The sequence below is a fragment of the Chryseobacterium elymi genome (assembly GCF_003385495.1).
Classification (GTDB): Bacteria; Bacteroidota; Bacteroidia; order Flavobacteriales; family Weeksellaceae; genus Chryseobacterium; species Chryseobacterium elymi.
Genome location: NZ_QNUH01000002.1, coordinates 82,548 through 108,281, shown reverse-complemented (window position 1 = coordinate 108,281; position 25,734 = coordinate 82,548). Strand labels below are relative to the sequence as shown.

Genomic DNA, 25,734 nt, shown 5'->3' with positions numbered 1-25,734 from the left:
CTTGTATATCAGTATGTTTAAAGCGAATTCACTGCCAGTTTTTTGAACTGAGAATGCAGATTTTATGATAACTTGACATCCCTGAAATGTATATATCCTGAACAGGAAGTTGAAAATTTAGACCGAATAAATTTAAAACAAGCAAGGGTTTCCCTCTATCATTTTGGCAATTTAGGACCCTTGTACAATCGCTTAAAAAATTGTAATTTTACGAATCTTTTTTACGAACAAAATCTAATAAATAAAAATGAATACAGAACAGTTTGTGAGCCGTCACATTTCCCTTAATGAAGCCGATAAACAGGCAATGTTGGAAAGATTGGGCGTTTCAAGTATTGAAGAACTAATTTCTCAGACCATTCCTTCTTCTATCCGTTTAGAGAAAGATCTTGAGATCTCTGAACCGCTTTCTGAATACGAAATGCTGAACCATTCCAAAGAGCTGGCATCGAAAAATACTGATTATACAAGTTATATCGGTTTTGGATACCACAATACACTATTGCCTTCAGCTATTCAGAGAAATATCTTCGAAAATCCCAGCTGGTATACTGCGTATACTCCTTATCAGGCTGAAATTGCACAGGGAAGACTGGAAGCTCTTCTGAATTTCCAGACGGTAGTGTGCGATCTTACAGGCTTTGAACTGGCGAATGCTTCTCTTTTAGATGAATCTACAGCTGCGGCCGAGGCAATGCACATGTTCTTTAACAACAGAACGAAGGATCAGAAGAAAGCGAATGCCAATAAGTTCTTCGTTTCCGATCTTGTTTTACCTCAGACAGTTTCTGTTTTAAAAACAAAAGCAGAAGGTTTAGCCATCGAAATCGTAGAAGGTGACCACAAAACTCACCAGCTTGACGAAACGTATTACGGTGTTTTATTACAATATCCGGGTAAGAACGGGATCGTTTTAGATTACACAGAAGATATTGTAAACTATAAAAAAATAGATTTGCAGGTGGTTGTAGCTTGTGATCCAATGGCTTTGGTTAAATTAAAATCACCGGCTTCTATGGGAGCTGACTGTGCTGTTGGAACTTCACAGAGATTTGGTATTCCATTGGGCTACGGAGGACCTCACGCAGCATTTTTCTCTTGCAGAGAAGATTATAAAAGAGACATTCCGGGAAGAATTATCGGGGTTTCTCAGGATATGTACGGGAGACGTGCATTGAGAATGGCGCTTCAGACCAGAGAGCAGCACATCAAAAGAGAAAGAGCAACTTCCAATATCTGTACAGCACAGGTACTTCTTGCGGTAATGGCAGGGATGTATGCGGTTTATCACGGTCCTAAAGGATTAAACTATATCGCTGATCAGATCCACTTTAAAGCAAATGCCTTGAAGAATGGTCTTAAAGCATTAGGATACCAGACTGTTGAAGAGCCAATCTTCGATACTGTGAAAATCACAATGAGCGAGGATGAAAAAGGAAGATTAATGAGAATGATGCTTGATCACAGACTTAATCTGAACTATTTCACAGAAGGAGTGGTAAGTATTGCGATTAACGAAAGTACAACATTGGAAAAATTAAATTATCTGATGGCTTCTTTCGCTCAGTTTAAAGACAAGCAGACTTTCAAATTAGAAATTAAAGAAGGATACAGCATTCCTGAAGAATTACTGAGAAAAGACGAAATTCTTACAGAGCAGGTATTCAACAAATACCATACGGAAACAGAATTGATGCGTTACATCAAACGTCTTGAAAGAAAAGACCTTTCATTAACACACTCAATGATTTCTCTTGGATCTTGTACCATGAAGCTGAATGCAGCAACTCAGATGCTCCCGCTTTCCTGGGCGGATTGGGGAAGCGTTCACCCGTTTGTACCGGTAGATCAGGCCGGAGGGTACCAGGAAATGATCAAAGAACTTGAAAAAGATCTTGCTGAAATTACTGGTTTCGCAGGAACTTCATTACAGCCGAACTCCGGAGCTCAGGGAGAGTATGCAGGATTAATGGTAATCAGAGAATACCATATTTCAAGAGGTGAAGGCCACAGAAATGTAGTATTGATCCCTCAGTCTGCACACGGAACCAACCCGGCTTCTGCAGCAATGGCAGGAATGAAAATTGTTGTGGTTAAAAATCTTGAAAGCGGAGAAATCGATTTTGAAGATTTAAAAGCTAAAACAGAGCAGAATTCTGAAAATTTATCTTGTGTAATGATCACTTATCCGTCCACTTACGGATTCTTTGATGACAATATTAAAGAAATTACAAGCCTGATCCACGAACATGGCGGGCAGGTATATATGGACGGTGCCAATATGAATGCTCAGGTAGGATTCACAAGTCCCGGAAACATCGGAGCAGATGTATGCCACCTGAACTTACACAAAACTTTCGCGATTCCTCACGGAGGTGGAGGTCCCGGAGTAGGCCCGATCTGTGTGGCTAAGCACCTGGTTCCTTTCCTTCCTTCTAATGCGAATATCAGAATCGGTTCTAAGGAAGCGATCGAAGGGATTTCTGCAGCACCTTACGGTTCAGGTCTGATTCTTAATATTTCTTATTCTTACATTAAGATGTTAGGAACGGATGGACTGAAAAAAGCAACCGGACATGCGATCCTGAATGCTAATTACCTTAAAGAAATATTGGCAGAGCATTTCCCGATCCTGTACTCAAACAGAAGTGGAAGAGTGGCTCACGAGTGTATTGTAGACTTCCGTCAGTTTAAATCTTTAGGAATTGAAGTAGCTGATGTAGCGAAGAGACTGATGGACTATGGATTCCATGCACCTACCGTTTCTTTCCCTGTGGCAGGAACACTGATGATAGAGCCTACAGAATCTGAAAGCAAATCTGAAATCGACCGTTTTGCAGAGGCGTTAATTTCGATCAAAAAAGAGATTGATGAAATTGCCAACGGAGAAGCAGATCAGGCCAACAATGTGCTTAAAAACGCTCCTCACACCGAGCAGCTGGTGATCTCAGATTCATGGGATAAACCATACAGTAGAGAAAAGGCAGCTTATCCGCTGGAGTGGGTAAGAGATCATAAATTCTTTGCTTCCGTATCCAGAGTGGATGAAGCATATGGAGACAGAAACCTGGTTTGTACTTGTGAGCCGATTGAAGCTTATATGTAATTAATCATTATAGTAAAGATAAAAACACCCGTTTGGATTTCCAAACGGGTGTTTTTTTATTATTTTTATCCTGTTACCTTCTTCGGGAGCTGTATGCTACAAGAAGTGCTATAGCCATGGTACCAAAAGTTACCATTGAAACTGTTTTAATTGATACTTCACTATTCTTTGTTTGTGAGGTATTATGATCCTTATCACACGAAGACAAGAATACTGCTGTTATGAATAGACAGCTCAAGAGTAATTTTTTAATCATATAGATGTATTTGTTTGGTTTTAAATATTTTACAATCAAAAAAAATACCAACTAACCTATATGAATAATAATTCTGTATGTGATAAATAGGAATATTAAATTTAAACTGGGTTCGGGATAATGATTAAACTAACGCAAGGATAGACAAAGCCTTAAAAAACATTCATTTGATTTTTAATATAAACATAGCCGTTTCACTTATTGGTAAGTAATAGAGGGATATATATTGTTTTCAGGTATTTCTTATCCCGAACCCAGGTTAAATTAATTTGTATGAATATAACATGGAAGAAATTAAGGCGGTTGTGTTATCGATCTTTTAACCTGTAATTTTCAATGACTCGATAAGTCCTTCGCTTAGTTCGAAATCATATTTCAAAATAAGTGGACTTCCTGGAAATGTGCCTGAAATTTCGGCTGATAAAATATGGTCTTTTTCGCTGTAGTCTAAAGGTTTCATGACGATCTTATACTCTTTGTTGGCAGTGTTAATCCAGTTTTGTATTTCTGTTTTTCCGGTGTGGGTTTTACCTTCGTCCAATACAACAGCAGTGTCGGTAAAACAATCGGCATAGGCATGGCTGTCGAATTCGGTTTGTGCTTTCAGCAATTTTGAAATGATGTTGGGTAAATTCATTTTATTTTGTTTTAAATTATCAATTATCAATTATCAATTATCAATTATCAAATGGTTGGTATTGTTCCTCCGTCGATCACAAATTCGGTTCCGGTGAGGTAACGGGCCCTTGGCGATACCAGGAAACCTACCAGTTCAGCTATTTCAACGGGTTGTGCGGGCCTTCCGTAAGGAATTCCTCCCAGTGCATCCATTACGCTTTTTGTGGCCTGTTCTACCGTGCTGTTACTGCTTTCGGCAATTCGTTCCATCATTCTTGCAGATGATCCGGTCATAATCCAGCCGGGCGAAACGGTTAACACCCTGATTCCTTTTGAGGCGACTTCATTGGATAAGCTTTTGCTGTAATTCAGTAAGCCTGCCTTTGCAGCGGCATAGGGTAGCGTACTGTCATATAATGGTAATCTGGCCTGAATGGAAGCAATATGAATAATGACACCAGTTTTCCTTTCAATCATTTGTGGTAAAAAACCTCTGTCCAGGCGTACCGGTGATAGAAGGTTGGTCTGCAGCGATTGTACCCAGTCTTCGTCGGTCAAAACGGCAAAACCGCCTCCTTTGGTCTCTGAGCCTCCAAGATTGTTGACTAAAATATCCAGTTTCCCGAATTTCTGTAGAACTTCTTCCACCACTTTATGGGTTCCCTCAGAGGTGCTGAGATCTGCTGAAATAAAATACAGGTCCGGATTTTCCTCTTCGGGTGGGTTTCTTGCAACTATAATTACGGTAGCTCCTGCATTTAATAATCTTTCTGCAATGGCTTTTCCGGCTCCTTTAGTACCACCTGTGACCAGGGCTGTTTTGCCTTCCAGTTCGTTATTGAAATTAGATTGTTCTTTCATATGCTGAATTCTTTGGTACAAATTTCCGAAGTATCTTCATTTCCGGCAATAAGGGAAAATCGAATTGCATAGGGATTAATTTTTCCCCTATTGTACATTTTAGAACATTGGGCTAATTTTACAGTATGTATGAAAGAAAAATTCCTTTGAACTTAAATTGCGGTCTTGACCTGATCGGTGAAGTGCTGTACGGAAAATGGAAGATCCGTCTGCTGTGGTTTATTAATGAAGGCCATCAACGCCCAAGTGAACTGCAGCGCAAAATTCCCGATGCTTCAAGGCGGGTGCTGAATATTCAGCTGAAAGAACTGGAAGAACACGAACTGGTTTCAAAAATCATTTACGCCCAGCTTCCACCCAAAGTAGAGTATTATCTTACGGATTTTGGTAAAACACTGATTCCTGTTATTTCCGCATTGGGGAATTGGGGAGATCAGCATGAAGAGCGGCTGCGGAAGGTTATTTTGAAGAGATAGGAACAGGTATGGTTTTGGATAGTAAGGATTTGAATTTCTATTACGACTTAGGAAGTTTGAACTAAGGTTGATTTTATATTGGTTAAAACTTATTTCCTATTTCCCCTCATCCCAATAAAAACTATCCGGATACACCCTCGCTCCAAACACAGCCGTTCCCACTCTCACAATCGTAGCGCCTTCTTCAATTGCCGTTTCCAGGTCACCGCTCATGCCCATGGAAAGTTCCTTCATTTGTACGTTGGGAATATTCTGGCTGATGATTTCCTGCTGTAGTTTCTTCAGAATTTTAAAACAGCTTCTTACTTTCTCTGTTTCGGCGCTGAAAAGACCAATGGTCATTAGTCCCTTAATTTTTAATGTACTGAATTCAGCAACTTTTCGGGTCAGCTCGACAGCTTTATCGGGATGAACACCAAATTTACTTTCCTCTTCAGAAGTATTCACCTGGATGAGTATCTCTATTGTTTTTCCTTCCGATACAAGCCTTTGATGAAGCTTTCCTGCTAGATCCAGACGATCCATAGATTGTATACAAACTACATTATACTTTAAAATATCCTTGATTTTATTGGTCTGAAGATGCCCGATAAAATGACTTTCATGCGGAGTATCTTTCAGATCATCATACTTATCTTTCAGCTCCTGAACCTTATTCTCTGCAATTAAGGTCTGCCCGTTTTGTAAAGCTGTTTTAATACGCTCAGCAGAGACTGTTTTTGTTGCCAGCAGTAATTTGACTTCATCAGGATTTCTGCCCGCTTTTTCACAGGCTTTTTTTATTCTCTCATTGATGATCCCAAGATTGTGGAGGATGTCCTCTTTCATGGCTGTGTGATTTCTCTGGCTTCCAGTTTTTTAATTAAAGCTGATTTTACCGATGTCAAAGCATGATCTTTAGCTTCAGCAAAAGAAATATTGTAATTACGGTCTATGTTTTTCAGGTCTTCCGGGAATTTTAACAGGAGATCATCATAAAAAGTATCCAGAAATTCATCAGAAGGCATTTCATAGCTAATCTTCAACTGGAAACGTCTCAGTAGGGCAGTATCAATGATCTCTGCGTGATTTGTGGCACAGATTAAAAGAGCATTTTCAGGATAATAATCAATCAGCTGGATCAAAGTATTCACCAGTCTTCTCATTTCACCGACATCTTTATCGTCGCTTCCTCTCGCTTTCCCGATCTGGTCCAGTTCATCCAGAAAAAGAACAGATCTTTCCCTCGCTGCTTTGTCAAAGATCATTTTAATATTTTGAGAAGTTTCCCCGATTCGGGAAGAAACGATATTGCTCAGATTTAAGATCAGGATATTTTTACCCAAAGCATTGGCAACAGCCTTGGCAGTCATCGTTTTTCCACATCCGGAATTTCCCTGCAGAAGGATCTTATTATTCACCGGAAGGCCATATTCCTGCAGTTCCTTTACGTAAGTATGTTCTTTAATGAGCTGCACCAGCTGATCTCTGTTACCGTTACTGAGAAATACATCGTTGAGGGTTACCTCCTCTTTATCCTGAATGATGAGATTATACAGATTCATGCTATAATTTAAAAATAATTCTTATCTGTACAAAGATAAAGCTTTATCGAATGATGAGTGAAGCCTGAATCAGAATTAGCAGGTAGTCCAGATTATGATTGAGTATTCAATAGAAATAGGCTTTAGCCGTTTGCCAGATATTTAACAAGAAAAGCCGAACTTTTTGTTCGGCTTGACTATTGGGATATATAAAATTTGCTATGAAATTCAGTTAAAGGGGTATGTTTTTTAGGCCCTTTTACTCCGCTGAGTAAAAGAGCAGAATCTGAATATTCAGATTAAAAAACATAAACAATACAATTAATATAGATGTTCTATAGGCTTACCTTAGATAGAACTTAGTTTCTTTGTTCTCTTTTTACTGTCATAAAGTAAGAAGCGAATACTACTACACATGTTGCGATACCGATGTAAGTTACCATTTTTTTTATTTTATTTAATTATTTGACTTTATTTTATCAATTTTCTAATTGCAATATTACAGTTTTCAAATCACGTGCCAAAGCAAATAATTATGATGTATATCAGTGTGTTATATATTTATATTGTTAATTTTAACTAAGTTTTTGTTTACAAAAAATTAATATGTTTTTATGAAATTATTACTATATTTATTGTCTTATCTGTAAAAAATTAATAAGTTGATAACTGTTTCAATGCTTCTATGTTGGACTTGATAAAACAAAAAAATAAAAATGCATTGCATAATATTTACTTTTAGTTTTGTTTTGAACGTCAGATTTTGGGTAATGAAAGAATTCTTATGTTAAGAAAATTTATTTTTCGGACTTGAATTTTATCCCTGAATTTTTAAAGCCTGACTAATTTTATGACAGAAGTTTGTAAATTTTGTCACATGTATTGGAAATAGTGACCGATTGAAACAATTACTGTCAGACATGTTTAAAGAGGATAAGTTTTCTTTTTTTTAATTGTTAATAATAAATACTCTGATAGATATTCACCTGCAAGGGATATTAAGAGAAGAATTTTCTTAGAATATTTTTCCTCCGTATTCATTAACCAGGGATTATAATAAAAATGAAATATAAGAAGTTAGACAGCATTAGTAATACGGAACAATAATGTCGATTTTATTGGTTAGTTTTCAACGTAAAGAAATAGCTTTTCCTTATTTTTGTAAAAATAAGCCTGTATGGGACGCAGTTATATATTTCTAGCCTTAGCAATCATATTTGAGATCATAGCGACAACTTTTCTTAAAAAATCTGAAGAGTTTTCAAAGCTTTGGCCTTCTGTAATTACCGTTATAGGATACGCTGCCGCATTTTATTTTCTGAGCCTTACTCTACGGCAGATCCCTGTTGGGATAACTTATGCAATATGGTCCGGAGTGGGGATTGTCTTTATCACACTCATTGGTATTATTGCTTTTAAGCAGGTGCCGGATCTGCCTGCTATCATAGGAATTATACTGATCGTGATGGGTGTGATTGTTATTAATGTATTTTCAAAAATGGGAACGCATTAATTTTTTAATTAAGATTTAAGCATTTAAAAAGTACTTTTATCCCTCCCAACTTATTTACCACTTTTGTTGAAAATGCTGTAAAGCACAGTGTAGATATCAGCAGTAAAGCATCGTATGTGACAATACATATAAGCATTGAAAATAAAATCCTTCATTTTACCTGCACTAATTCAATGTACAGCCATGAACCTGAAAACCATCCACCAGAAAATTTCGTGGGAAACCTTTCTTCGCGTAAGCAAATCTTATGTAGTCAATTTTGATTTTATTGATTCATTTGATAATCATAATATCTAATTGATGAATCTGAGATTCCCTTGGGTGAAGTCTACAGATCCGATTTTTTCACAAAATATGCCGGTGGATTTCTGAATTCTGAGGGATAGATTACCGCTTTCGTCCTGTAAAACGGATTACAGAGCCTGTTCCGTTGTGAAATAAGCCTTCACTGAGTTCTATTTCTTTTTCTTCCAGCTCTATAATATCATAATTGGGAAAATCAGCTTTGATCTCGTCTATTGAAAATAATGACCCAATATCTTTGGGACCGCCAACTTTCTCATTTTTGGTTACATAATCAAGATGACTTTTGCTGAAGGCTTCAAAAATAATAATTCCGCCTTTACGCAGATACCGGCCCAGCATCTGATGGACAGAAGATTTGATTTCAGCCGGAAAGTGTGCATAAATAAGAGCAATGGTATCAAACTGGTCCGTCTGAAAGTTCAGGGCCTCAAGCTCACCAATCTGATAGTCAATCACTACGTTTTGACTTTCAGCAAGCCGTACCGCTTTACTCTTACCTTTGTTGCTGATATCGAAAGCGGAAACCTTCCATCCTTTTGTTGCTGCAAAAACAGCATTCCGGCCTTCGCCTTCTGCAGGAAACAGGATAGAACCTGGTTCCAGTTTCTCTAACTGCTCTTTTAAATAGTTATTGGGCTCTGTTCCGTAAGCGAATTCTTCACTGCTGTACCTGTCATTCCATCTGTCAAGCCATGTATTATCTGTCATTTGTAAGAATATAAGTGTTATTTGGTTATTTGTTGCTCATCAGTCACTGATGAATCATAGTTTTCATTGAAGACCCAAATATAAGATGTTTCCAGCCGTTTCCTTGAATGGAAAAAGCTCTGGTGAAAATAGATTTTGTAAATAGGTTTTTTGAAATGAAGGCTACAGTAAATTTTTTAATAGAGCTTCTGATCCTTTTCGCAGTAGAAGCTTCGCCTTTTTCCCAGTCCCGTCTGTTTCTTCACGAGTTTATGCCCGCATTTCGGACATGTTGTTTTGGTATGGACGAGCCAGTGTTTCTTTAAAACGAATTCCCGCTTCCATTCCAGGAATTCAAAACTGTAATTTCGGGCTTCAGCAATAAGGTCCTTGAGTTTTTTTGCAGGCAGATTCTCTATTCTACTTTCCGGCTGAACGCCAATTCTGAACAGAACCTCGTTTTTGATAATATTTCCCACACCTGAAAAAATATCCTGATCCATCAGAGCATCACAGACCATCATTTCCGGTTTGGATTTCAGTTTCTTTGCTGCTTTTTCAGGGTTCCAGATATCACTCATGACGTCGGCTTCCCAGTCTATCCAGGATAAGAATTCTAACTCTACAGACTTGACGGAGCAGGTGTAGAAATACATGCTTCCGGTTTTTAAATGAATTGAAAGGCGCAGGCTTTTATCCGGTTTGGTCTGTTCATCAATACTGTATGATCCGAACATCAGCAAATGAATTCGAATGGCTGTATTGTCTAAGACAAGATATGTCTGTTTTCCGAATGTGCGGATTTCGCGAAGTGTTTGGCCAATCAGTGGTTCTTTCTCGAATTTGGCATTGCCTGAAGCTTCCGTTACCTGATGTCCGGTAAGCGGCTGCAGGCTTTCTTTCATTAAAATAATGGATGGTCCCTCAGGCATGGCTTTACTTTTCAACAAAAGTTCAAATACTATTCCGTAAAAATAAAATTTGGAGTAATTTTGAAAAATGATGAATTTAAACCAGATTTTCACGAATCAGCGTACAGGGAACAATCCGCATACTAAAGCTTCAAGAACTGATTTTCAGAGAGATTTTGATAGAATTATCTTTTCTTCTGCTTTCAGAAGGCTTCAGAATAAGACCCAGGTATTTCCTCTTCCCGGAAGTGTTTTTGTGCACAACAGGCTGACACATTCGCTGGAAGTTTCGTCGGTAGGCAGAAGTTTGGGAAGTATTATCGGGGAATTTATCTTTGAAACCTATAAAAATGACCTTACGGAAGATTCTAAAAATTTTTATCTTCATAACTTAGGAAACGTAATTGCAGCGGCATGTTTGTGCCATGATGTAGGAAATCCCGCTTTTGGACATTCGGGGGAAGATGCGATTGCGAGTTATTTTGAGAGAAACGAAAGAGACCTGAAGCTTAAATTTAATGAAAAAGAATGGGCAGATCTTGTTAATTTTGAAGGAAATGCAAATGCTATAAGAGTGCTGGCCCAACGTCAGCAGGGAAAAGATGATGGAGGAATCCAACTTACTTTTTCTACTTTAGCGAGCATTGCAAAATATCCATGTGAAGCTGTTGCCAGAAAAAAAGGGATCATTCACAGAAAGAAATTCGGATTTTTCCAGAATGAGAAAGATATTTTCCTGGAAATAGCAAAAGCAACAAATCTAATCTTAGAAAATGAAGAACCTTATATATTCAAAAGACATCCTTTCGTATGGCTTGTAGAGTCGGCAGATGATATTTGTTACAATATTATAGATATGGAGGATGCTCATCGATTGGGCATTGTATCCACTACAGATTGTGAAAACCTGTTTTTTGAACTCATAAAATCTGAAAGCAATGATACGGAAAGAGTAAAAAATAAGCTGGCTTCCATTTCCAATGAAAATGAAAAGATCTCTTACCTTAGAGCAAAAGCGATTAATGCTTTGATCAATAAATCCCTTGAAATTTATAAACATAATTTCGGAAATATCCTTCAGGGAAATCTGGATAATGGGCTTCTTGATATTTATAAATCTGAAAACAGAGCTCTGCAGGACATTGAGGCGTTTTCTATTGAAAAGATCTACAATCATAAAGCTGTGGTAGAAATTGAAAATGCCGGTTACAATGTAATGTATGAGCTTCTTGACCATTTTATTCCCTCTATTCTGAAACCTGAGGATGAAAGAAAATCTTACGATAAAAAAGCATTGAAACTGCTTCCGAGACAATTCGTTTACGAAGAAGGAACAGATTATCAGAAAGTGCTTGGAGTAATAGATTTTGTTTCAGGAATGACCGATAATTTTGCAACCGATCTCTACAGAAAAATCAAAGGTATTGATATAGGAATGACAATGTAGTTGTATCAATGAACACTTTAATATCAAACATCACTTCTCATATACACAAAAACTTCATCCTAAAATTTTAATACGGTGCTAAATTCACGGTAAAGAAGAATCTATGTATAAGATTATTGCTTATTGCTGGCAATTAGGGCAGATTCCTGATACTGTAAGGTTAATTTTGTGTACCTTATAGGTTATCGGTAATTTAATCTTTGGTTCAATATCCTCAACACAAGTCACTGTTTTACATTGTTCACAGCTGAAATGAAGGTGGTCATGATGATGAATTTCTGTTGTACAGGTGTGGCATTCTGCATACTTTATGGTACCGTCAATATCTACTACTTTATGGATGATCCCTTCATCCATTAATCTGTCAAGCACTCTGTAAGTCGTTACACGGTCGCAGAGTCCATTCAGCAGCACTTGCAGTTCCGCATGTGACAAAGCTATTCCCGATTCGTGGATCAGCTTTGTGATTTCCTTTCTCGCTATTGTATTTCTCGACTGTTTCATCTTTTCTGTAAAATTTCAATATAATTACTGCTATATTGTTGCAGTAACAAATATAATCTTTATTTTTGAAATAATGTTGCATTAATGCAGTGCATTAAGTGTTTAAATAAAAATAGAACAAAGATTATGATCAAGATTGAAAACGCAAGAAAAGCATATAATGGAAAAGAAGCAGTAAAAGGACTTTCTCTATCAGTGAAAAGCGGTGAGATCTATGGCCTGCTTGGTCCGAATGGGGCCGGAAAATCAACAACATTAAATATGCTGCTTGGTTTCTTACAACCAGATGCCGGAATAACGCTTCTCAACAGTTATGATACCAGTACAGATGCAAAAGAAGCAAGAAAAATGATAGGCTATATTTCCGAAAACGTTAACCTGTATCCCTATTTGACGGGGATAGAAAATCTTTATTATTTCTGCAAACTGGCTGGGAAAAATTACAGTAAAGAAGAGCTCTCCGGTATCCTTAGTGTTTGCGGGCTACAAAGAGATTCGCATCATAAAAAAACCGGAGCTTATTCTAAGGGGATGAGACAAAAGGTAGGTATTGCCATAGCATATGCAAAAAAAGCCAAAGTATATTTACTGGATGAACCTGCAAGTGGTCTGGATCCTTTGGCCAGTAACGAGCTTTCATCTTTGCTGAAAAAACTTGCTGGGGAAGGGGCAGCGATACTTATGGCTTCTCATGATATTTTCAGAGTAAGAGAAACATGCAGTCGTATCGGAATTCTTAAAAGCGGAGTTTTGGTCAGAGAAATGTATACATCAGGGGTAACTGCTAATGAGCTGGAGAAAATATATCTGGATTATATACAAAGCTGATTCAAATTACAAAAGAAATACATTTCTACCGCACACTGAATAAATTCAGGCTAAAAAATTGCATAATAATTTATTGCAACAATGTTGCAAAATTGAAATTAATTGTTATTTTTGCTACGTTGTTGCAATAGTGGTTTTTGAAATGCTTCAATCTGATTTCATCATGCAAAAGAATTTTTGCAAAGTTTCATCAGGAAGGATTATCCAAAGTTGAAAGATCAAAAGTAAATTAATGGCTGATTTAAAAATAACATTTTTAGTAGCAAAGCATGAGTTTAGAGTATTTCAGGAAAATGGTCTGAAAATATTTGTCCTGTTTTATATTTCTGAGCATTCGCAAGCAGGCTGAAAGTTCTCTGATCCAGATGTCTTCTTTTCTCTTCAAAGAGATTGGTCCAAAGTACGCTGATCATGCTGGCAACAAGGAATAAAATGAAAAGCTTCCAGTTGTAATAGCATAATAATCCGCCATTAACAAGTAGAATGATTATGGAGAGTCCTGCACTCACACAGTTTTTGGTAAGAAATTCTTCTACACGCTGGTTATCATAGATTCTCTGCAAATTATCACCGCTACTTCTGTATTCAAAGAAAGAAAGCTTCAGTTGCATGAGTTTATCAACAAATTCATAAATAAGTTTTATGCTGATGTTCATTCCTAGTTTAAAAAGAATCCGGCTGCGAAAGAAATCGGTTAAAATTCTGCCGGTAAATAAAATAAGCTGTCCTGCACAAATCAGAGATAATATTCCAATATCCTTTCTGGAAACAGCCCTATCAACCACGGCCTGGGTTAATAATGGAATGGCTAATGTCAAAAGTGAAGCTGCTAAGAGAGCTGAAATAACAAAAAAAACATTTTTGCGGTCATTTATCCTTTCTAATAATGAAAATAAACTGACTGGCGGATCTGGCTGATCTTTTATTTGATTAAAAGTTTCTGTCTGTTCAGTAAAAATAGCGATACCTTTATTTCCACTGTCGGGAGTAGTCCAGTGTTCAATAAAATCATTGATTGTATAGCGCATATTACTTCCTAATGCAGGATTTCCTACATAGGCATGTTTTTCGGTAAGATGCCACAGTACAACAAAATGATTATGATCCCAGTGGAGTATACAGGGTAACGGTGCTTTTTCGAGCAATATCTCAAGGCTCAGTTCTGCAGCCAGTGTTTTGAGTCCTGTTTTTTCTGCTGCATATATTATTCCTGATACTGAAGTTCCCTGACTGTGTACATCACAGAGATCACGTAAATGATTTAATGAAAGTTCTTTTCCATAATACGCAGTAATCATTTTAAGACAGGTAGGTCCGCAGTCCATTGTGTCCAGCTGTCTGAAAAAAGGATAGTATTTTCTTTTAAAGTAGTAGGTGATTTTTTTTATAATTTTATGCTCATGATGGCTCATCCTGCGGTGATTTCTATTTTTATATTAAGTTCAAAATCGCAATATTGTTGCTAATGCAATGTTGTTGCAATTTATAAAAAAAATAATACGCAGTTTGTATTTCTTACATTAATTCTGAAGATCGTGGGGCATTGTGTTTTTAATTAAACAAAAGAACCTGCAAATGATAGGAAGAAGAATATTATAGGAGTAAAGGAAGAAAAGTCCTTGAGAATGTATAAGAATGCAGTACAGTTTTAGTCTAAAAAGTCAAATAAAAACTCCCGGATTTTCCGGGAATTTTTTGTACTATTTTTTGGTTTTGGAAACCTCTTTAATCAGGGTGTATTTTATTGAAGATCCGTCGGCTGGAGGATTAGCGATTTTTTCGGTCTTTACTCTCAAAACGTATTCGTATCCCGGCTCATAAGTAAATCCTTCAATGTTTGTATAGAAATTCGTCCAGCTTTCTGACGTTTTTTCTTTTACCTGCAGGCATTTCATTGGTGCTACTCCTGTACAGTCTGCAGTTTCAGGTCCTACGATGAAGGTTTTTTCATCGGCCCCGGCAGTGTTGGCCGTTGTGGTACATTGTGTCATTGCGAATAGTACTACTGCAGGAACAGCGCCTTTTAGAATGGTTGCGATAATTTTCATAAAACTTTATTTTACATCTTGGTTTCAATTACTGTGCCGAAGTTTTGACGCAGTTCTTCTATTGTTTTTTATTTTTTAATTATTTAATTTGAGCGCTTCTAAAAATTAAACCAAAGAACACAATTACCAGAATATACTATGAATAATCCGATTCAAATTGAAAATTACAAAATTCAGAAACCCGAAGCATGGGCTGGAAAAATAGAAGATTATGAACTGATTGATAAAATAAAAGACTCTGAATTTTCCAGAAAACAGATTGATGAAGGAAGAGATTACTGTTATTTTCTTGATAAAAAATATTATACAAGCAATACTGAAAACAGTGAATATGTCTGCATGGCTTATACCCTTAATGAACCGGTAAATCTGGAGCGGGCTTCTGTTTCGGAGGTTATTGTGGAGGAAAATGAAGTCTACAGTATTCACCGGATCAGTGTTTTGAGAGACGGTGTGCTGATCGATAAGATTCCGGATACCAAAATAAAAGTATTGGATAGCGAAAACCAGAGCAGCGGCGGAATTCTAAGCAGTAATAAAAAGATTAATATTACGATTAAGGATCTTAGGCTTTATGATGTACTGATCCTGGAAGATTCGCGGTTTAAAGCATTTACGGAACGTGATTTTCTGAGAAAAGAATTTTCAAAATATGTATGGGTAAGCCCGGATAATTACTGGGCATACGGAAGCTTTAAGTTTACTTTTATCAATGACCGGGAACAGGATATTGCTTATAGAAAAACTTTTTTCAGAGATGAACAGGGGAATGTTTTGGAACCAGAGACCCATCATTTAAAAAAAGGGGAAAGGTTCGTTATAGAAGAGGATAATTACATTAATTTGGCAGATGCAAGCCGTGAAATTTTCCCATTTATAGATTTTGCAACCGAAAACAGCTGGAAAGATCTTTCCAATTATATTGCTCCGATTTACGAAGAAATGTTCAGTACCTATTCCTTAAAGGATTTTGCTCCCCATCTTGCTGAGAAGCTGGATGCGATTGCTAGTCTGGATGAAAAGCTGCAGTTTGCCATAGAATACGTCCAGAATCATATTTATTATATTTTCAATGCCGATGAAATGAATGGGCATAAGCCTCAGGAACCTTCTGTCACGTATGAGAATAAGCAGGGAGACTGTAAGGCAAAATGTGTTTTACTGAAAGTTATTTTAGATTATATCGGAGTTGATTCTTCGGTGGTTCTCGTGAACTTTCATACAGATTACTATATCAAATATTATCTGCCTTCATTGCTTAGCTTTAATCATGTGGTGGTAAAGATTGACTATAAAGGTCAGGAATATTTTGTAGATGCTACGGTACGTGATGAATTCGGACTGATAGAAAACCGTGGCTTTATCTACTTCATGCATTATCTTGAAGTGAAACCGGATCAGGTACTTCAGGAAAGAAAATCATATCAATTTCCGTATTACTGTATTGATGAAAAAGTTGAGTTTAATGCTCAGAATACAACTGGCCGTCTGAAACTGACCACAACGTATAAAGGAAACCGAGCCAATGCGATGAGAAGGTATTTCAAGACTACCAACAAAAGGGAAATCGTAGACAGCTGGAACAGTTTTTTGTTTTATGGGCTTAATTATTCTAATGACAGGAACGGAACGGATATTAGAAATATTTTTAAAGATGCCACCATTGATATTGTAAGCGATGATAAGAAGCTGAATGAATTCAAGATTCAATACTCCTCTACAGTTGATGACCCTTATTATGTAGATCCTCAAAAAAACCGGTTCTTAATGTATTTTGACCGGAATGTTATTAAAGCAAGCGCAAGAGATTTTATACATAAAGATCTTCCTTTCTGGCATAACTTTGACAGTGAAAAGTATGAGATAAGTCTGAATACAGATCAGAAGATTGATACACAGGAAAAATATACTGTTCAGGAAAGTACGATAAGCAATCCTTATTTTGAGTACAAAAGCCGCAAGAAAATTACTAAAAATGGGGCTACGGTTTTTATAGAATACAATCCTCTGGTGAATCTTGAAATTCCCCAGGATCAGTTTGAAAAATTCCGTGAAGATCATCATACAATAGCAGACAGTAATTTTGGATTGGGCATTGATATTATTGAACCTGGTATAATGAATATGATCAAGTTTAACTTTAAGAAAAAGTTTAAATAAATTGATATTTAGTATTTTATATTTTTATACTTAAAGTTTATATTTAAGATTGTTTTTTTATTTTCGGCGGCCGGAGGCCGCCGAAAATAAAAAAATTCTCTCTCAAAATGTTTTAAATAAAAGAATTACAATTATATTTAATAATGAACAGAATATACACAGGAATATTGTTTCTTACAGCCAGTTTCTTTCTCAGTGCCCAGCAATTAAAGAAAGAGGATATCACAGGATTCTGGAAACTGAAAGAATCCGGCTTTTATGAAAATAAGAAAAAAGTAGTTAAAGATTTTGACAATTGTCGTTTGATGAGAAACTATTCCATAAGAGATGACGGTTTTGCTATCTATAATTATATGGAAGGAAGTTCGGGAAACTGTATGCCTTCTGAACCCAGGCTTTCGTTCTGGAAGATAGTGGATGACAGGCTTCAATTTTATGTCGAAGGTCAGATTCTTGAAGAAGTAACTGTTACATTTAATAAAGATAAAACCGTTGTGTTTTCAACGTACAGACCGGAATATACCAAAGTGGACGGAGATGCTTTAGCAGAGAAAATAATGAATACCGTTCATTATGATATTCTGGAAAAACAATATTAATTCACCGCTAAAAACAGGAGATTTTTAAAACTTAAAGGTAATCTAACTCTAAGTATTACACTTAAAGATTCAGGAGGTGACTTTTATTATTAAAAATAAAGAGCCCTACAAATTCCCGGAATCCTCTGTTTCCTTTGGCACCGGAGCTATCCCTCTGAATTTCTGTTTGCCTATTAATAGTTCAAAAAACAATCTGAAATCAGAGATCAATGACCAGAGCGGATATTTGAAAGTAGCCGGCTTATTTTTCTCAATAACTGCGTGGCTGAACCAGGCAAAACCGTAGCCAAAGATTGGAATATACCACAGAAACCTTTCTTTGCCTGAGCTGATGACGTACCAGACGACAACAAATACCAGAAAAGTTCCGATAAAGTGAAAGATCCTTGTTCCCATTTTACTGTGCTCAGTAAGATAGAACTGATAAAATTCTCCGTAGGTTTTTATTCTTTCTGACATGGCAATATTAGTTATAGTTTCTGTTGAGATCTATGCAATAATTCTGCCGATTTCATGAAAAAAAATAAAAGGCAAATTTGCTGATCTGCAAATTTGCCTTTTATTATATGCATTTTATATTGTTTTTTTACGCTGCTTCTTTTCTGAGCTTACTGTTTTTATAACCGTAGCAGAAATAGATCACCAGACCTAAAGCGAACCAGAGTCCAAACCAGAACCAATTCTCATGGCTCATTCCGGTAAGGAGGTATAAACAGGAGCTTAAACCGGTTAACGGAATTAAAGAGAAGTTCTTGATAAAGGTAAAGATACACAGCACCAGGTTGATCAGAATGAAAACGAAGATAGAAGCTTTGAATTCACCTTCTTTAGGATTGCTCCAGTCCATCAGGTTGCTAAAGAATTCCGGTTGCCAGATATAGAAACCTATTAACCCACCGATAAAAATAACAGGGAATATAAATTTACCGTTAATATAAGGAAGGTGGAATCTGCCTTTGATCTTCTGTTTTGCAGGAAGCATTAAAACCCCGGCACACACCAGTACGAAAGCGAAAATCGTTCCGATACTTGTGAAATCGAGGATGAATGTTTTATCTGTAAATAAGATAGGAACTCCTACGGCAATACCTGTAATAATAGTTGCAAATGAAGGCGTTTTGTATTTCGGATGTACAGTCTTGAATTTTTCAGGCATCAGCCCGTCACGGCTCATTGCATACCAGATTCTCGGCTGTCCCATCTGGAACACCAATAATACAGTAGTAATGGCAACAATAGCTACGAAGGAAACCACAAGTTCCATCCAGGCCACATTGGCATTCGATTTTTCGAATATGAATGAAAGCGGATCTCCTATACCATCAAACTTCCTGTAATCAACCATTCCGGTCAATACAAGTGTTAAAGCAATATATATTACCGTACAAAGCACAAGAGAAACAATCATCCCCTTAGGAAGGGTCTTCTGAGGGTCTTTAGTCTCTTCGGAAAGAACACTTAATGCATCAAAACCGATGTAAGCAAAGAAAACCCCTGAAACTGCACTCATTACTCCCGCAAAACCGTTTGGCATGAAGGAAGCTACTTGTGTTTCCGGATTTACCGGCGTCCAGTTATCCGTATTGATATAAGCAAAGCCTACCAGGATCACTAAAACAATAACCGCCAGTTTTAAAATAACTAAAGAATTATTGAAATTTCTACTTTCTTTCACCCCTACGTAGCAAAGCCACGTAATGAGACCGTTGATCACTAATGCAGGAACATCAACGATGAATTTTAAACTGCCGATCAATGGGGCAGATTTCCATGCGTTTAAAAGTTCCTTATTCTCAGAACCATTCTGAAAAGCTTTTCTTGCTTCCGTATAGCTGCAGGTAAGATAATCAGGAATATGCATTCCCAGACGTTCCAGGAAGCTGGTGAAATAGTCGGACCATGAAAAGGCTACATAAATATTTCCGAAAGAATACTCCATGATCAGGGCCCATCCGATCACCCATGCAATAAGTTCCCCGAAACTTGCATAGGCATACGTATAGGCAGAACCTGCTGTAGGAATTCTGCTGGCAAATTCAGCGTAGCATAGTGCGGTAAACCCGCAGGCAAACCCGCAAATCAAATACAGTAGAATCACTCCGGGGCCGCCTCTGAAAACAGCTTCACCTAAACTGCTGAAACTTCCTGCTCCAATAATAGCCGCAATACCAAAAAAAACAATATCCCAAACACCTAAAACCCTTAAAAGGCTGGTAGAAGTATCTGTTTCTGAATAGTTTTTCCTTCTAAAAAGTTGATTCATTCAATATGTATTTGAGTTTGAAAAAAAGCAAATGTAATGATTTTTTATTTTGGTACTCGCTGTAATCATAATATTTCGTTAAAAAGGCTGAGACTATAAGCGTTAAAGGCTTTTATTCTTGATAAATAGGTATTTCGACATAGCTGTCGCTGTACCATTTTATTTCCAACGGTTCACCGGAATCCTTGATTGTTTCATCGCTTACATTTTTTCCTGTTCCGTAATTGATCTGCCAGCTTGGACTCTTATTGACACCCACCAACAGAACAAGCCTGCTTCCTTTTTCTATTTTTTTACTGATGAATATTGAGTTTTTTATAGGGATCTGTTCTATTTTACCGGGTTCAAGAAGCTGACGGACAGCATTGTCTTTTGCATAGCTCGCTCTTACAATATGGGTTGATAACAGGAAAGCTTTGCCATCCGGTTGTATCTGGTATAGATATGTATCCGTATCAAAGTCTTTTTTGTTAATGGCAACATTGAAGAACCCGGCCGGGTTTCCACTGATAATAAGGTCTTTGTCTAACACTTCACTTTCAAAATATATCGAATTTGTGATTTTTATACTGTCTGTCTTACTTACAGCATGATAAGTATCCTTTTGATCACGGTTTTTAAGATCAACGGTCTGTTTAATAAAGCTTTTCTCTGCAGGCGGATTAAAAACGGATGAATTGCCTTTACGATTCTGAAGGTAAAACTTAAGCGTTGAAGTGTGCATTTTTTCAAGAGTAGAAGCATGTTTCCATGTATTGGTATTCATTACCTGAAAGTTGATTCTGTCTTTTAAAAGAGCCGGTTTTTTACCGTTTTTCAGAATATAATCAAACCAGGAAAAAGCTAAATCATCAATGCTTATTCTGGCCACGGGATCTATGGGCCTGCCGTTCACAAAGGTAAAGCCAAAGCTTTGCGCACCGCCATGATCATATGGGCCCATTACCAGGTAATGATTGGCATTTTTATTATATTGATGATGAGCCTTAAAGTAGGAAAGTGCGCCAATTTGATCATCATCATAATACCCGGTAGTCGTCAAAATAGGAATATTGATATTCGCAAAATCTTCCTTATAAGGAACCATTTTCTGCCAATATTGATCGTAACCCGGATGATCCAGCCATCTTTGAAATATCCTGTTAGGCTTACCGCTGATGGTATCCAAGGCTCTGAATGATCTTCCGCTTTTGTACCATGCCGTATTAATAGAATCCCATTTTGTGAAATTATTAAAATCCGCTTCGTCAGTAAGCTTATTGTTGGTCACATAATTAATCCACTGCAGCATATAGCTCATGAATATATTGTTTTGGGCAGGGTAGTCTATTCCAATTCCTACAGCGACCTGTGGGACAATTGTTTTTAAGGCAGGGTGCAATTTCTTCACCGCTGCCCACTGGCTGAACCCTAAATAACTTCCGCCGATCATTCCGACTTTACCATTGCTCCAGAGCTGTTTGCTTACCCAATCTATAACTTCATAAATGTCCTGTGATTCATGCTCGAAGGGATTGTTTTCATCATTGCTGTTTCTTTTGCCACGGGTATTCACAACAGCTCCTACATAATTGTAAACGGCAGCTCTTTTTCCAAAATATGAATCAAAAGGTCCGGCATAGATATTATTGGTAAGAATAACAGGAAGTGGAGCCGGGTTTTCCTTTTTTCTGACAATAGTGATCGTCAGGGTATTTCCGTTTTTGGTTCTCAGATCCTTTGTTTCGGTAATGAATTTTTCCTGGTCTTTTAACTTCACTAACTGTACAATCTGAGGCTTAGTACTGGAAAAAGTTTTATAGTTTAAATAGCTTTTGCATAACGCCAGAGCCGAGGCATAATCTATGCTATCCTTATCTTTCTGTTTGTTCAACGCTTCTTTTAATAATTTTCTGGAAACAGGAACATCTCCATCAACAGCAATACCCACTTTAGTGATCAGTTGATCAGAAAGGCTTTCATACTTTTTATTGAATGCTTTTTGAAGTGCATTAGGAAAACTTATTTTTTCCTTTTCCTCAATAATTTTTGCCAGGCTATACAATTCATAGGCAATAAATTTATTTCCTGCCATATTATGATCTGCAAATTCCTTGCGGTAATCTGCTAAAGCGGCGTTGGATCTTTTATAGTCTTTAGCAACGAGCTCTAAACGCATTAGGTTATCCAAATAGGCAAGTTTATTGGTTTTTTTAAGCTTAAGCAATGGGGCTTGAGTGATCAGTTTTGATGCCAGCTGGGGCATTTGTTTTTCCAGAACTGTGGAGTCTGTTACTGCTGTTTTTGGGAAGTAAAACTTCTGAGCATGCATCAGGTTTAGAAATATTAATGCTAAAAGTATCTTAATTTTCATAATATGGTATGTTTTTAGCTGCTGTAGAATGAAGATTAAATCAAAATATTTTATGATAATTCTATATTGATATTTATTTAACTTTTATGATACTAAAGTAATCATTTTTTATCATCAAATAGTGAAATGTGTTCAATGGATATTTTGAATTATTAAACCTTTTAAAACTTGCTTAAACAATAAGTTTTTAATATTTTCGTTAACTCATATAGACTAATCTTTTTATTCAGAAAAAGAATGAATTCAAAAAAAATCCTTCTCTCAGCTGCCGTGCTTTATTTCGGAACTTCCGAAGCGCAACAGTCACAGTACTTTACACAGAAAGACAATTACAGATTCAACCTCGCAGAAAATCTTTATCAGACCAAAATATACAATGCTTCCCAGTTCGAATATGCCAGACAATACTTCTATAATCAGAATTTGTCCAAATCGAGAAAGGAAGCAGCGCAGTTTTTTGATAACGTGATCGGGGTGATTTTGCAGAAAAACCATGCGGAGGAAGGGTTAACGGCCTTCATGAAAGAATATCCTAATTCTGCATATTTTGCTCAGGCTAATCTACCGCTGGCCGATTATTATCTGGTTAAAAAAGATTTTGAAAAGGCCTTAGAGACCCTGAAAAAAGTGAATCAGTACCAGCTTTCAAAAGAAGAGAATACACAGTATATTCTGAAGCTGGGCTATGCCAAGTTCATGATGGGCGATACCAAAGGGGCTACAGATGCTCTGGAGGAAGCCTATAAAACAGCTGATGAATCCCAAAAAGGAGATATTGCTTATATGCTGGGGCACTTGTACTATTCAAACAGAGAGAGCGATAAAGCATTCCAATATTTTGATTCAGTAAAGGACCAGCCTAAGTTTTCTAAGCTGGTACGTCCTTATTATGTACAGATGTATTATAATGACAAGAATTATGACCAGGCAATTACTGAGGGAACTGCTCTTCTGAACGAGGATATTTCTGACTCTTACAAAGCAGAAGTTCATAAGATTATCGGAGAAAGTTATTTCATGAAAAATGATTATACTTCAGCGTATCCGCACCTTAAAGATTATTTGAGTGTGCAGCAGAATCCTTCTGAAAATGACCTGTATGAAATGGGTTTTGTAGCCGCTCAGCTTAAAAAATATGATGAAGCGGTTTCTTATTATAACCAGCTTATCAACAGCAATTCTGCGTTGGCACAGAATGCTTACTATCAGTTAGGAAATGCTTATCTGGCCGTTGATAAAAAGCAGGAAGCTCTTTCGGCATTCCGTTCTTCTTACCAGATGGATTACGATGCCAAGGTGAAGAAATTAGCACACGAACAGTATGCAAAATTAAGCTATGATATCGGAAACCCGTTTGAAAGCCCTTCTGCGGTGATTCAAAGCTATATCAATAACAATCAGAATGATGCGAATGCTTCGGAAATGAGATCGCTCCTTGTGAAATCCTATTTATATTCCGGAAACTATAAAGAAACGCTGAATGCAATCGACAGGCTTCAGGATTCTACTCCCGAGATCAATAAAGTGGATCAGGAGGTTTCTTATTTATTAGGAACGGAAGAATTCAATAAAGGAAATTATGATGAAGCTGAAAAGTATTTCCTGAGAAGCTTAGGATTCAATATCAATAAAGAATTTTATAACAGAGCATTATATTGGTTAGGTCAGGTATATTATCAAAAAGGAAATTATCCGTCTGCCATTGTTCGTTATGAGAAGCTTATTAACGAAAATTTCCCTGAAAAACAGCAGCTTCCATATGATTTAGGCTATGCTTATTTCAAAGCTAAAAAATTCGATCAGGCTCAGGCTTACTTCAAGCAGTATCTGAGCAATCCGAAGCCTGAATTTAAAAATGATGCGGAACTCCGCCTGGCAGATATTCATTACGCGAATAATGACCTGAACGAAGCGATTGCCATTTACGATAAAAATGAAGATGCCACCGACTATACCTTATACCAGAAAGCGATGGCTTTAGGGTTTAAAGGGGACACACAGGCAAAAATTACCAATCTAAAGAATCTTTTATCCAAATATCCGTCTTCTGAATATTATGATGATGCTCAGTATGAAATGGGAACGGCTTACGCTGCCCAGGATGATTTTGCCAACTCCAATGATGCTTTTGCTAAAGTGATCAAAACATCTTCGGATAAAGACCTTATTGCGAACGCCTCTATTTACAGAGCGCAGAACTATATTGACCAGAACCAAAACGATAAAGCGCTTTCTGAGCTTAAATCTTTAGGAGAGCAGTATAAAAATACAGCGTATGCTGAGAAGATCGTTCAGGCAGCAAAGCCTGTTTTCACGAAAAATGGAGACGTTTCAGGATATGAAAGCTTTGCAAAAAGTATCGGGGTGAATGTAGATGCTTCTGAGATCGATGAAATTAATTTGTCTACCGGAAAGCAGTATTTCACTAAGAAGGACTACAAAAACGCTATTTCTTACTACGAAAAATATTTAACGCAGAATCCTACCGGAGAAGGTCTTTACCAGGCTAAATACGAGCTGGGAGAAAGCTACTATCAAACCAATAATGCTACGAAAGCGCTTCTTGTTCTTCAGGAAGTGGCCTCCGTTCAGAATGATTACCAGGATGATGCACAGACTCGTCTGGCACAGATCTCCATTGCTCAGGGGAATATGGCAGAGGCCAAAAAATACCTTGAAAATCTCAAAAACTCTTCAGATATCAGCATTAAAAACTATGCAAATGTGGAGCTGATGAAAATGTACGCGGATGAGAAAAACTTCTCTCAGGCTGAAAAACTGGCAGATGCAGTGATTGCCAATACGAAAAACTCTGCCGCAGTCATTGAAACTGCGAAAGTGATCAAAGCGAGAAGCTTAATGAATTCAGGAAAAGATAAAGATGCGCAGGCAGCTTATACTACTCTTGAAAAATCATCCAATACATCGGTGGCAGCTGAAGCATTGTATGCAAAAGCTTACTATCAGAATAAAGGAAAAGCATTCAAATCTTCAAACGAGACCATCTTTAAGCTGGCCAATAATTATGCATCCGAAGACTATTGGGGGGCAAAAGCTTTGGTACTGATGGCTAAGAACTACGTTGGGCTGAAAGATAATTATCAGGCGAGCTATACATGCGATCAGATCATCGGGAACTATAAAGACTTTCCGGAGATCGTGGCAGAAGCAAAAGAGGTTAAAAAGCAGATTAAAAAGTAAAGTGTATAAAGTATAATGTAAAAATGTACAAAGTCCAGTAAATACATTATACATCCGACATTATACATTAATAC

General features: G+C 37.2%; 21 protein-coding genes. 9 read left to right on the top strand and 12 right to left on the bottom strand.

Going from position 1 to position 25,734, the window contains the following annotated elements:
* Nucleotides 1–247 precede the first annotated feature (247 nt).
* On the top strand, nt 248–3,106 hold the full coding sequence (gene gcvP, locus DRF60_RS02885; protein WP_116010629.1) for an aminomethyl-transferring glycine dehydrogenase: 2,859 nt from the start codon (nt 248–250) through the stop codon (nt 3,104–3,106).
* Nucleotides 3,107–3,681: 575 nt separating this feature from the next.
* Here the strand turns inward: gcvP and DRF60_RS02880 are convergent.
* Both DRF60_RS02880 and DRF60_RS02875 read right to left on the bottom strand, forming a co-directional pair.
* Nucleotides 3,682–3,999, bottom strand: coding sequence for a nuclear transport factor 2 family protein (locus DRF60_RS02880; RefSeq protein WP_116010628.1), 318 nt, complete (start codon nt 3,997–3,999; stop codon nt 3,682–3,684).
* 47 nt (nt 4,000–4,046) lie between these two features.
* On the bottom strand, nt 4,047–4,841 hold the full coding sequence (locus DRF60_RS02875; RefSeq protein WP_116010627.1) for an SDR family oxidoreductase: 795 nt from the start codon (nt 4,839–4,841) through the stop codon (nt 4,047–4,049).
* A gap of 125 nt (nt 4,842–4,966) precedes the next feature.
* On the opposite strand from DRF60_RS02875, the gene DRF60_RS02870 reads away from it, so the two are divergent.
* Nucleotides 4,967–5,317 carry a winged helix-turn-helix transcriptional regulator gene (locus DRF60_RS02870; protein WP_116010626.1) on the top strand — a complete coding sequence of 117 codons (351 nt, stop codon included), beginning with the start codon at nt 4,967–4,969 and terminating at the stop codon, nt 5,315–5,317.
* Nucleotides 5,318–5,413: 96 nt separating this feature from the next.
* Here DRF60_RS02870 and DRF60_RS02865 read toward each other — a convergent pair whose 3' ends face one another.
* Together DRF60_RS02865 and DRF60_RS02860 are read right to left on the bottom strand one after the other, a co-directional pair.
* Nucleotides 5,414–6,145, bottom strand: coding sequence for a YggS family pyridoxal phosphate-dependent enzyme (locus tag DRF60_RS02865; protein WP_116010625.1), 732 nt, complete (start codon nt 6,143–6,145; stop codon nt 5,414–5,416).
* On the bottom strand, nt 6,142–6,861 hold the full coding sequence (locus DRF60_RS02860; protein WP_116010624.1) for an AAA family ATPase: 720 nt from the start codon (nt 6,859–6,861) through the stop codon (nt 6,142–6,144). Before DRF60_RS02860 ends, DRF60_RS02865 begins: the two co-directional genes overlap by 4 nt.
* A 1,156-nt stretch (nt 6,862–8,017) precedes the next feature.
* Between DRF60_RS02860 and DRF60_RS02855 the strand changes: the two genes are divergently transcribed.
* Entirely contained in the window at nt 8,018–8,353 is a 336-nt protein-coding gene (locus tag DRF60_RS02855) for a DMT family transporter (RefSeq protein WP_116010623.1), read from the top strand.
* A gap of 183 nt (nt 8,354–8,536) precedes the next feature.
* On the top strand, nt 8,537–8,650 hold the full coding sequence (locus DRF60_RS21505; protein ID WP_238639988.1) for a LytTR family transcriptional regulator DNA-binding domain-containing protein: 114 nt from the start codon (nt 8,537–8,539) through the stop codon (nt 8,648–8,650).
* A gap of 90 nt (nt 8,651–8,740) precedes the next feature.
* Here the strand turns inward: DRF60_RS21505 and DRF60_RS02840 are convergent, their stop codons facing one another.
* Together DRF60_RS02840 and DRF60_RS02835 are read right to left on the bottom strand one after the other, a co-directional pair.
* On the bottom strand, nt 8,741–9,367 hold the full coding sequence (locus tag DRF60_RS02840; protein WP_116010622.1) for a class I SAM-dependent methyltransferase: 627 nt from the start codon (nt 9,365–9,367) through the stop codon (nt 8,741–8,743).
* A 176-nt stretch (nt 9,368–9,543) separates the two neighbouring features.
* The gene (locus DRF60_RS02835; protein WP_116010806.1) at nt 9,544–10,278 is read right to left on the bottom strand and encodes a DNA-formamidopyrimidine glycosylase family protein; all 735 of its coding nucleotides are present in this window, start codon (nt 10,276–10,278) and stop codon (nt 9,544–9,546) included.
* 70 nt (nt 10,279–10,348) lie between these two features.
* Between DRF60_RS02835 and dgt the strand changes: the two genes are divergently transcribed.
* Nucleotides 10,349–11,704: a dGTP triphosphohydrolase gene (gene dgt, locus DRF60_RS02830; RefSeq protein WP_116010621.1), complete on the top strand. Its 1,356-nt coding sequence runs from the start codon at nt 10,349–10,351 to the stop codon at nt 11,702–11,704.
* A gap of 120 nt (nt 11,705–11,824) precedes the next feature.
* Here dgt and DRF60_RS02825 read toward each other — a convergent pair whose 3' ends face one another.
* Nucleotides 11,825–12,208: a Fur family transcriptional regulator gene (locus DRF60_RS02825; protein ID WP_116010620.1), complete on the bottom strand. Its 384-nt coding sequence runs from the start codon at nt 12,206–12,208 to the stop codon at nt 11,825–11,827.
* 126 nt (nt 12,209–12,334) lie between these two features.
* Here DRF60_RS02825 and DRF60_RS02820 point away from each other — a divergent pair, with 126 nt between their 5' ends.
* On the top strand, nt 12,335–13,036 hold the full coding sequence (locus tag DRF60_RS02820; RefSeq protein WP_116010619.1) for an ABC transporter ATP-binding protein: 702 nt from the start codon (nt 12,335–12,337) through the stop codon (nt 13,034–13,036).
* A gap of 275 nt (nt 13,037–13,311) precedes the next feature.
* On the opposite strand, the gene DRF60_RS02815 is transcribed toward DRF60_RS02820, so the two are convergent.
* Nucleotides 13,312–14,448 (bottom strand): cysteine peptidase family C39 domain-containing protein, encoded by a 1,137-nt coding sequence (locus DRF60_RS02815; RefSeq protein WP_116010618.1) that lies wholly within the window; start codon nt 14,446–14,448, stop codon nt 13,312–13,314.
* 288 nt (nt 14,449–14,736) lie between these two features.
* A complete protein-coding gene (locus tag DRF60_RS02810) occupies nt 14,737–15,084 on the bottom strand; it encodes a DUF4377 domain-containing protein (RefSeq protein ID WP_116010617.1) in 348 nt (115 codons plus the stop codon).
* Nucleotides 15,085–15,222: 138 nt separating this feature from the next.
* Here DRF60_RS02810 and DRF60_RS02805 point away from each other — a divergent pair, with 138 nt between their 5' ends.
* Both DRF60_RS02805 and DRF60_RS02800 read left to right on the top strand, forming a co-directional pair.
* Nucleotides 15,223–17,244: a hypothetical protein gene (locus DRF60_RS02805; protein ID WP_116010616.1), complete on the top strand. Its 2,022-nt coding sequence runs from the start codon at nt 15,223–15,225 to the stop codon at nt 17,242–17,244.
* A gap of 143 nt (nt 17,245–17,387) precedes the next feature.
* On the top strand, nt 17,388–17,843 hold the full coding sequence (locus DRF60_RS02800; protein ID WP_116010615.1) for a lipocalin-like domain-containing protein: 456 nt from the start codon (nt 17,388–17,390) through the stop codon (nt 17,841–17,843).
* A 105-nt stretch (nt 17,844–17,948) separates the two neighbouring features.
* Here the strand turns inward: DRF60_RS02800 and DRF60_RS02795 are convergent, their stop codons facing one another.
* From DRF60_RS02795 to DRF60_RS02785, 3 genes are all read right to left on the bottom strand, one after another.
* Nucleotides 17,949–18,302 (bottom strand): DUF962 domain-containing protein, encoded by a 354-nt coding sequence (locus DRF60_RS02795; protein WP_116010614.1) that lies wholly within the window; start codon nt 18,300–18,302, stop codon nt 17,949–17,951.
* Nucleotides 18,303–18,429: 127 nt separating this feature from the next.
* A complete protein-coding gene (locus DRF60_RS02790; protein ID WP_116010613.1) occupies nt 18,430–20,106 on the bottom strand; it encodes an APC family permease in 1,677 nt (558 codons plus the stop codon).
* A 112-nt stretch (nt 20,107–20,218) separates the two neighbouring features.
* Nucleotides 20,219–22,459, bottom strand: coding sequence for a CocE/NonD family hydrolase (locus DRF60_RS02785; RefSeq protein ID WP_116010612.1), 2,241 nt, complete (start codon nt 22,457–22,459; stop codon nt 20,219–20,221).
* A 237-nt stretch (nt 22,460–22,696) separates the two neighbouring features.
* Between DRF60_RS02785 and DRF60_RS02780 the strand changes: the two genes are divergently transcribed.
* Nucleotides 22,697–25,660, top strand: coding sequence for a tetratricopeptide repeat protein (locus tag DRF60_RS02780; RefSeq protein ID WP_116010611.1), 2,964 nt, complete (start codon nt 22,697–22,699; stop codon nt 25,658–25,660).
* Nucleotides 25,661–25,734 lie beyond the last annotated feature (74 nt).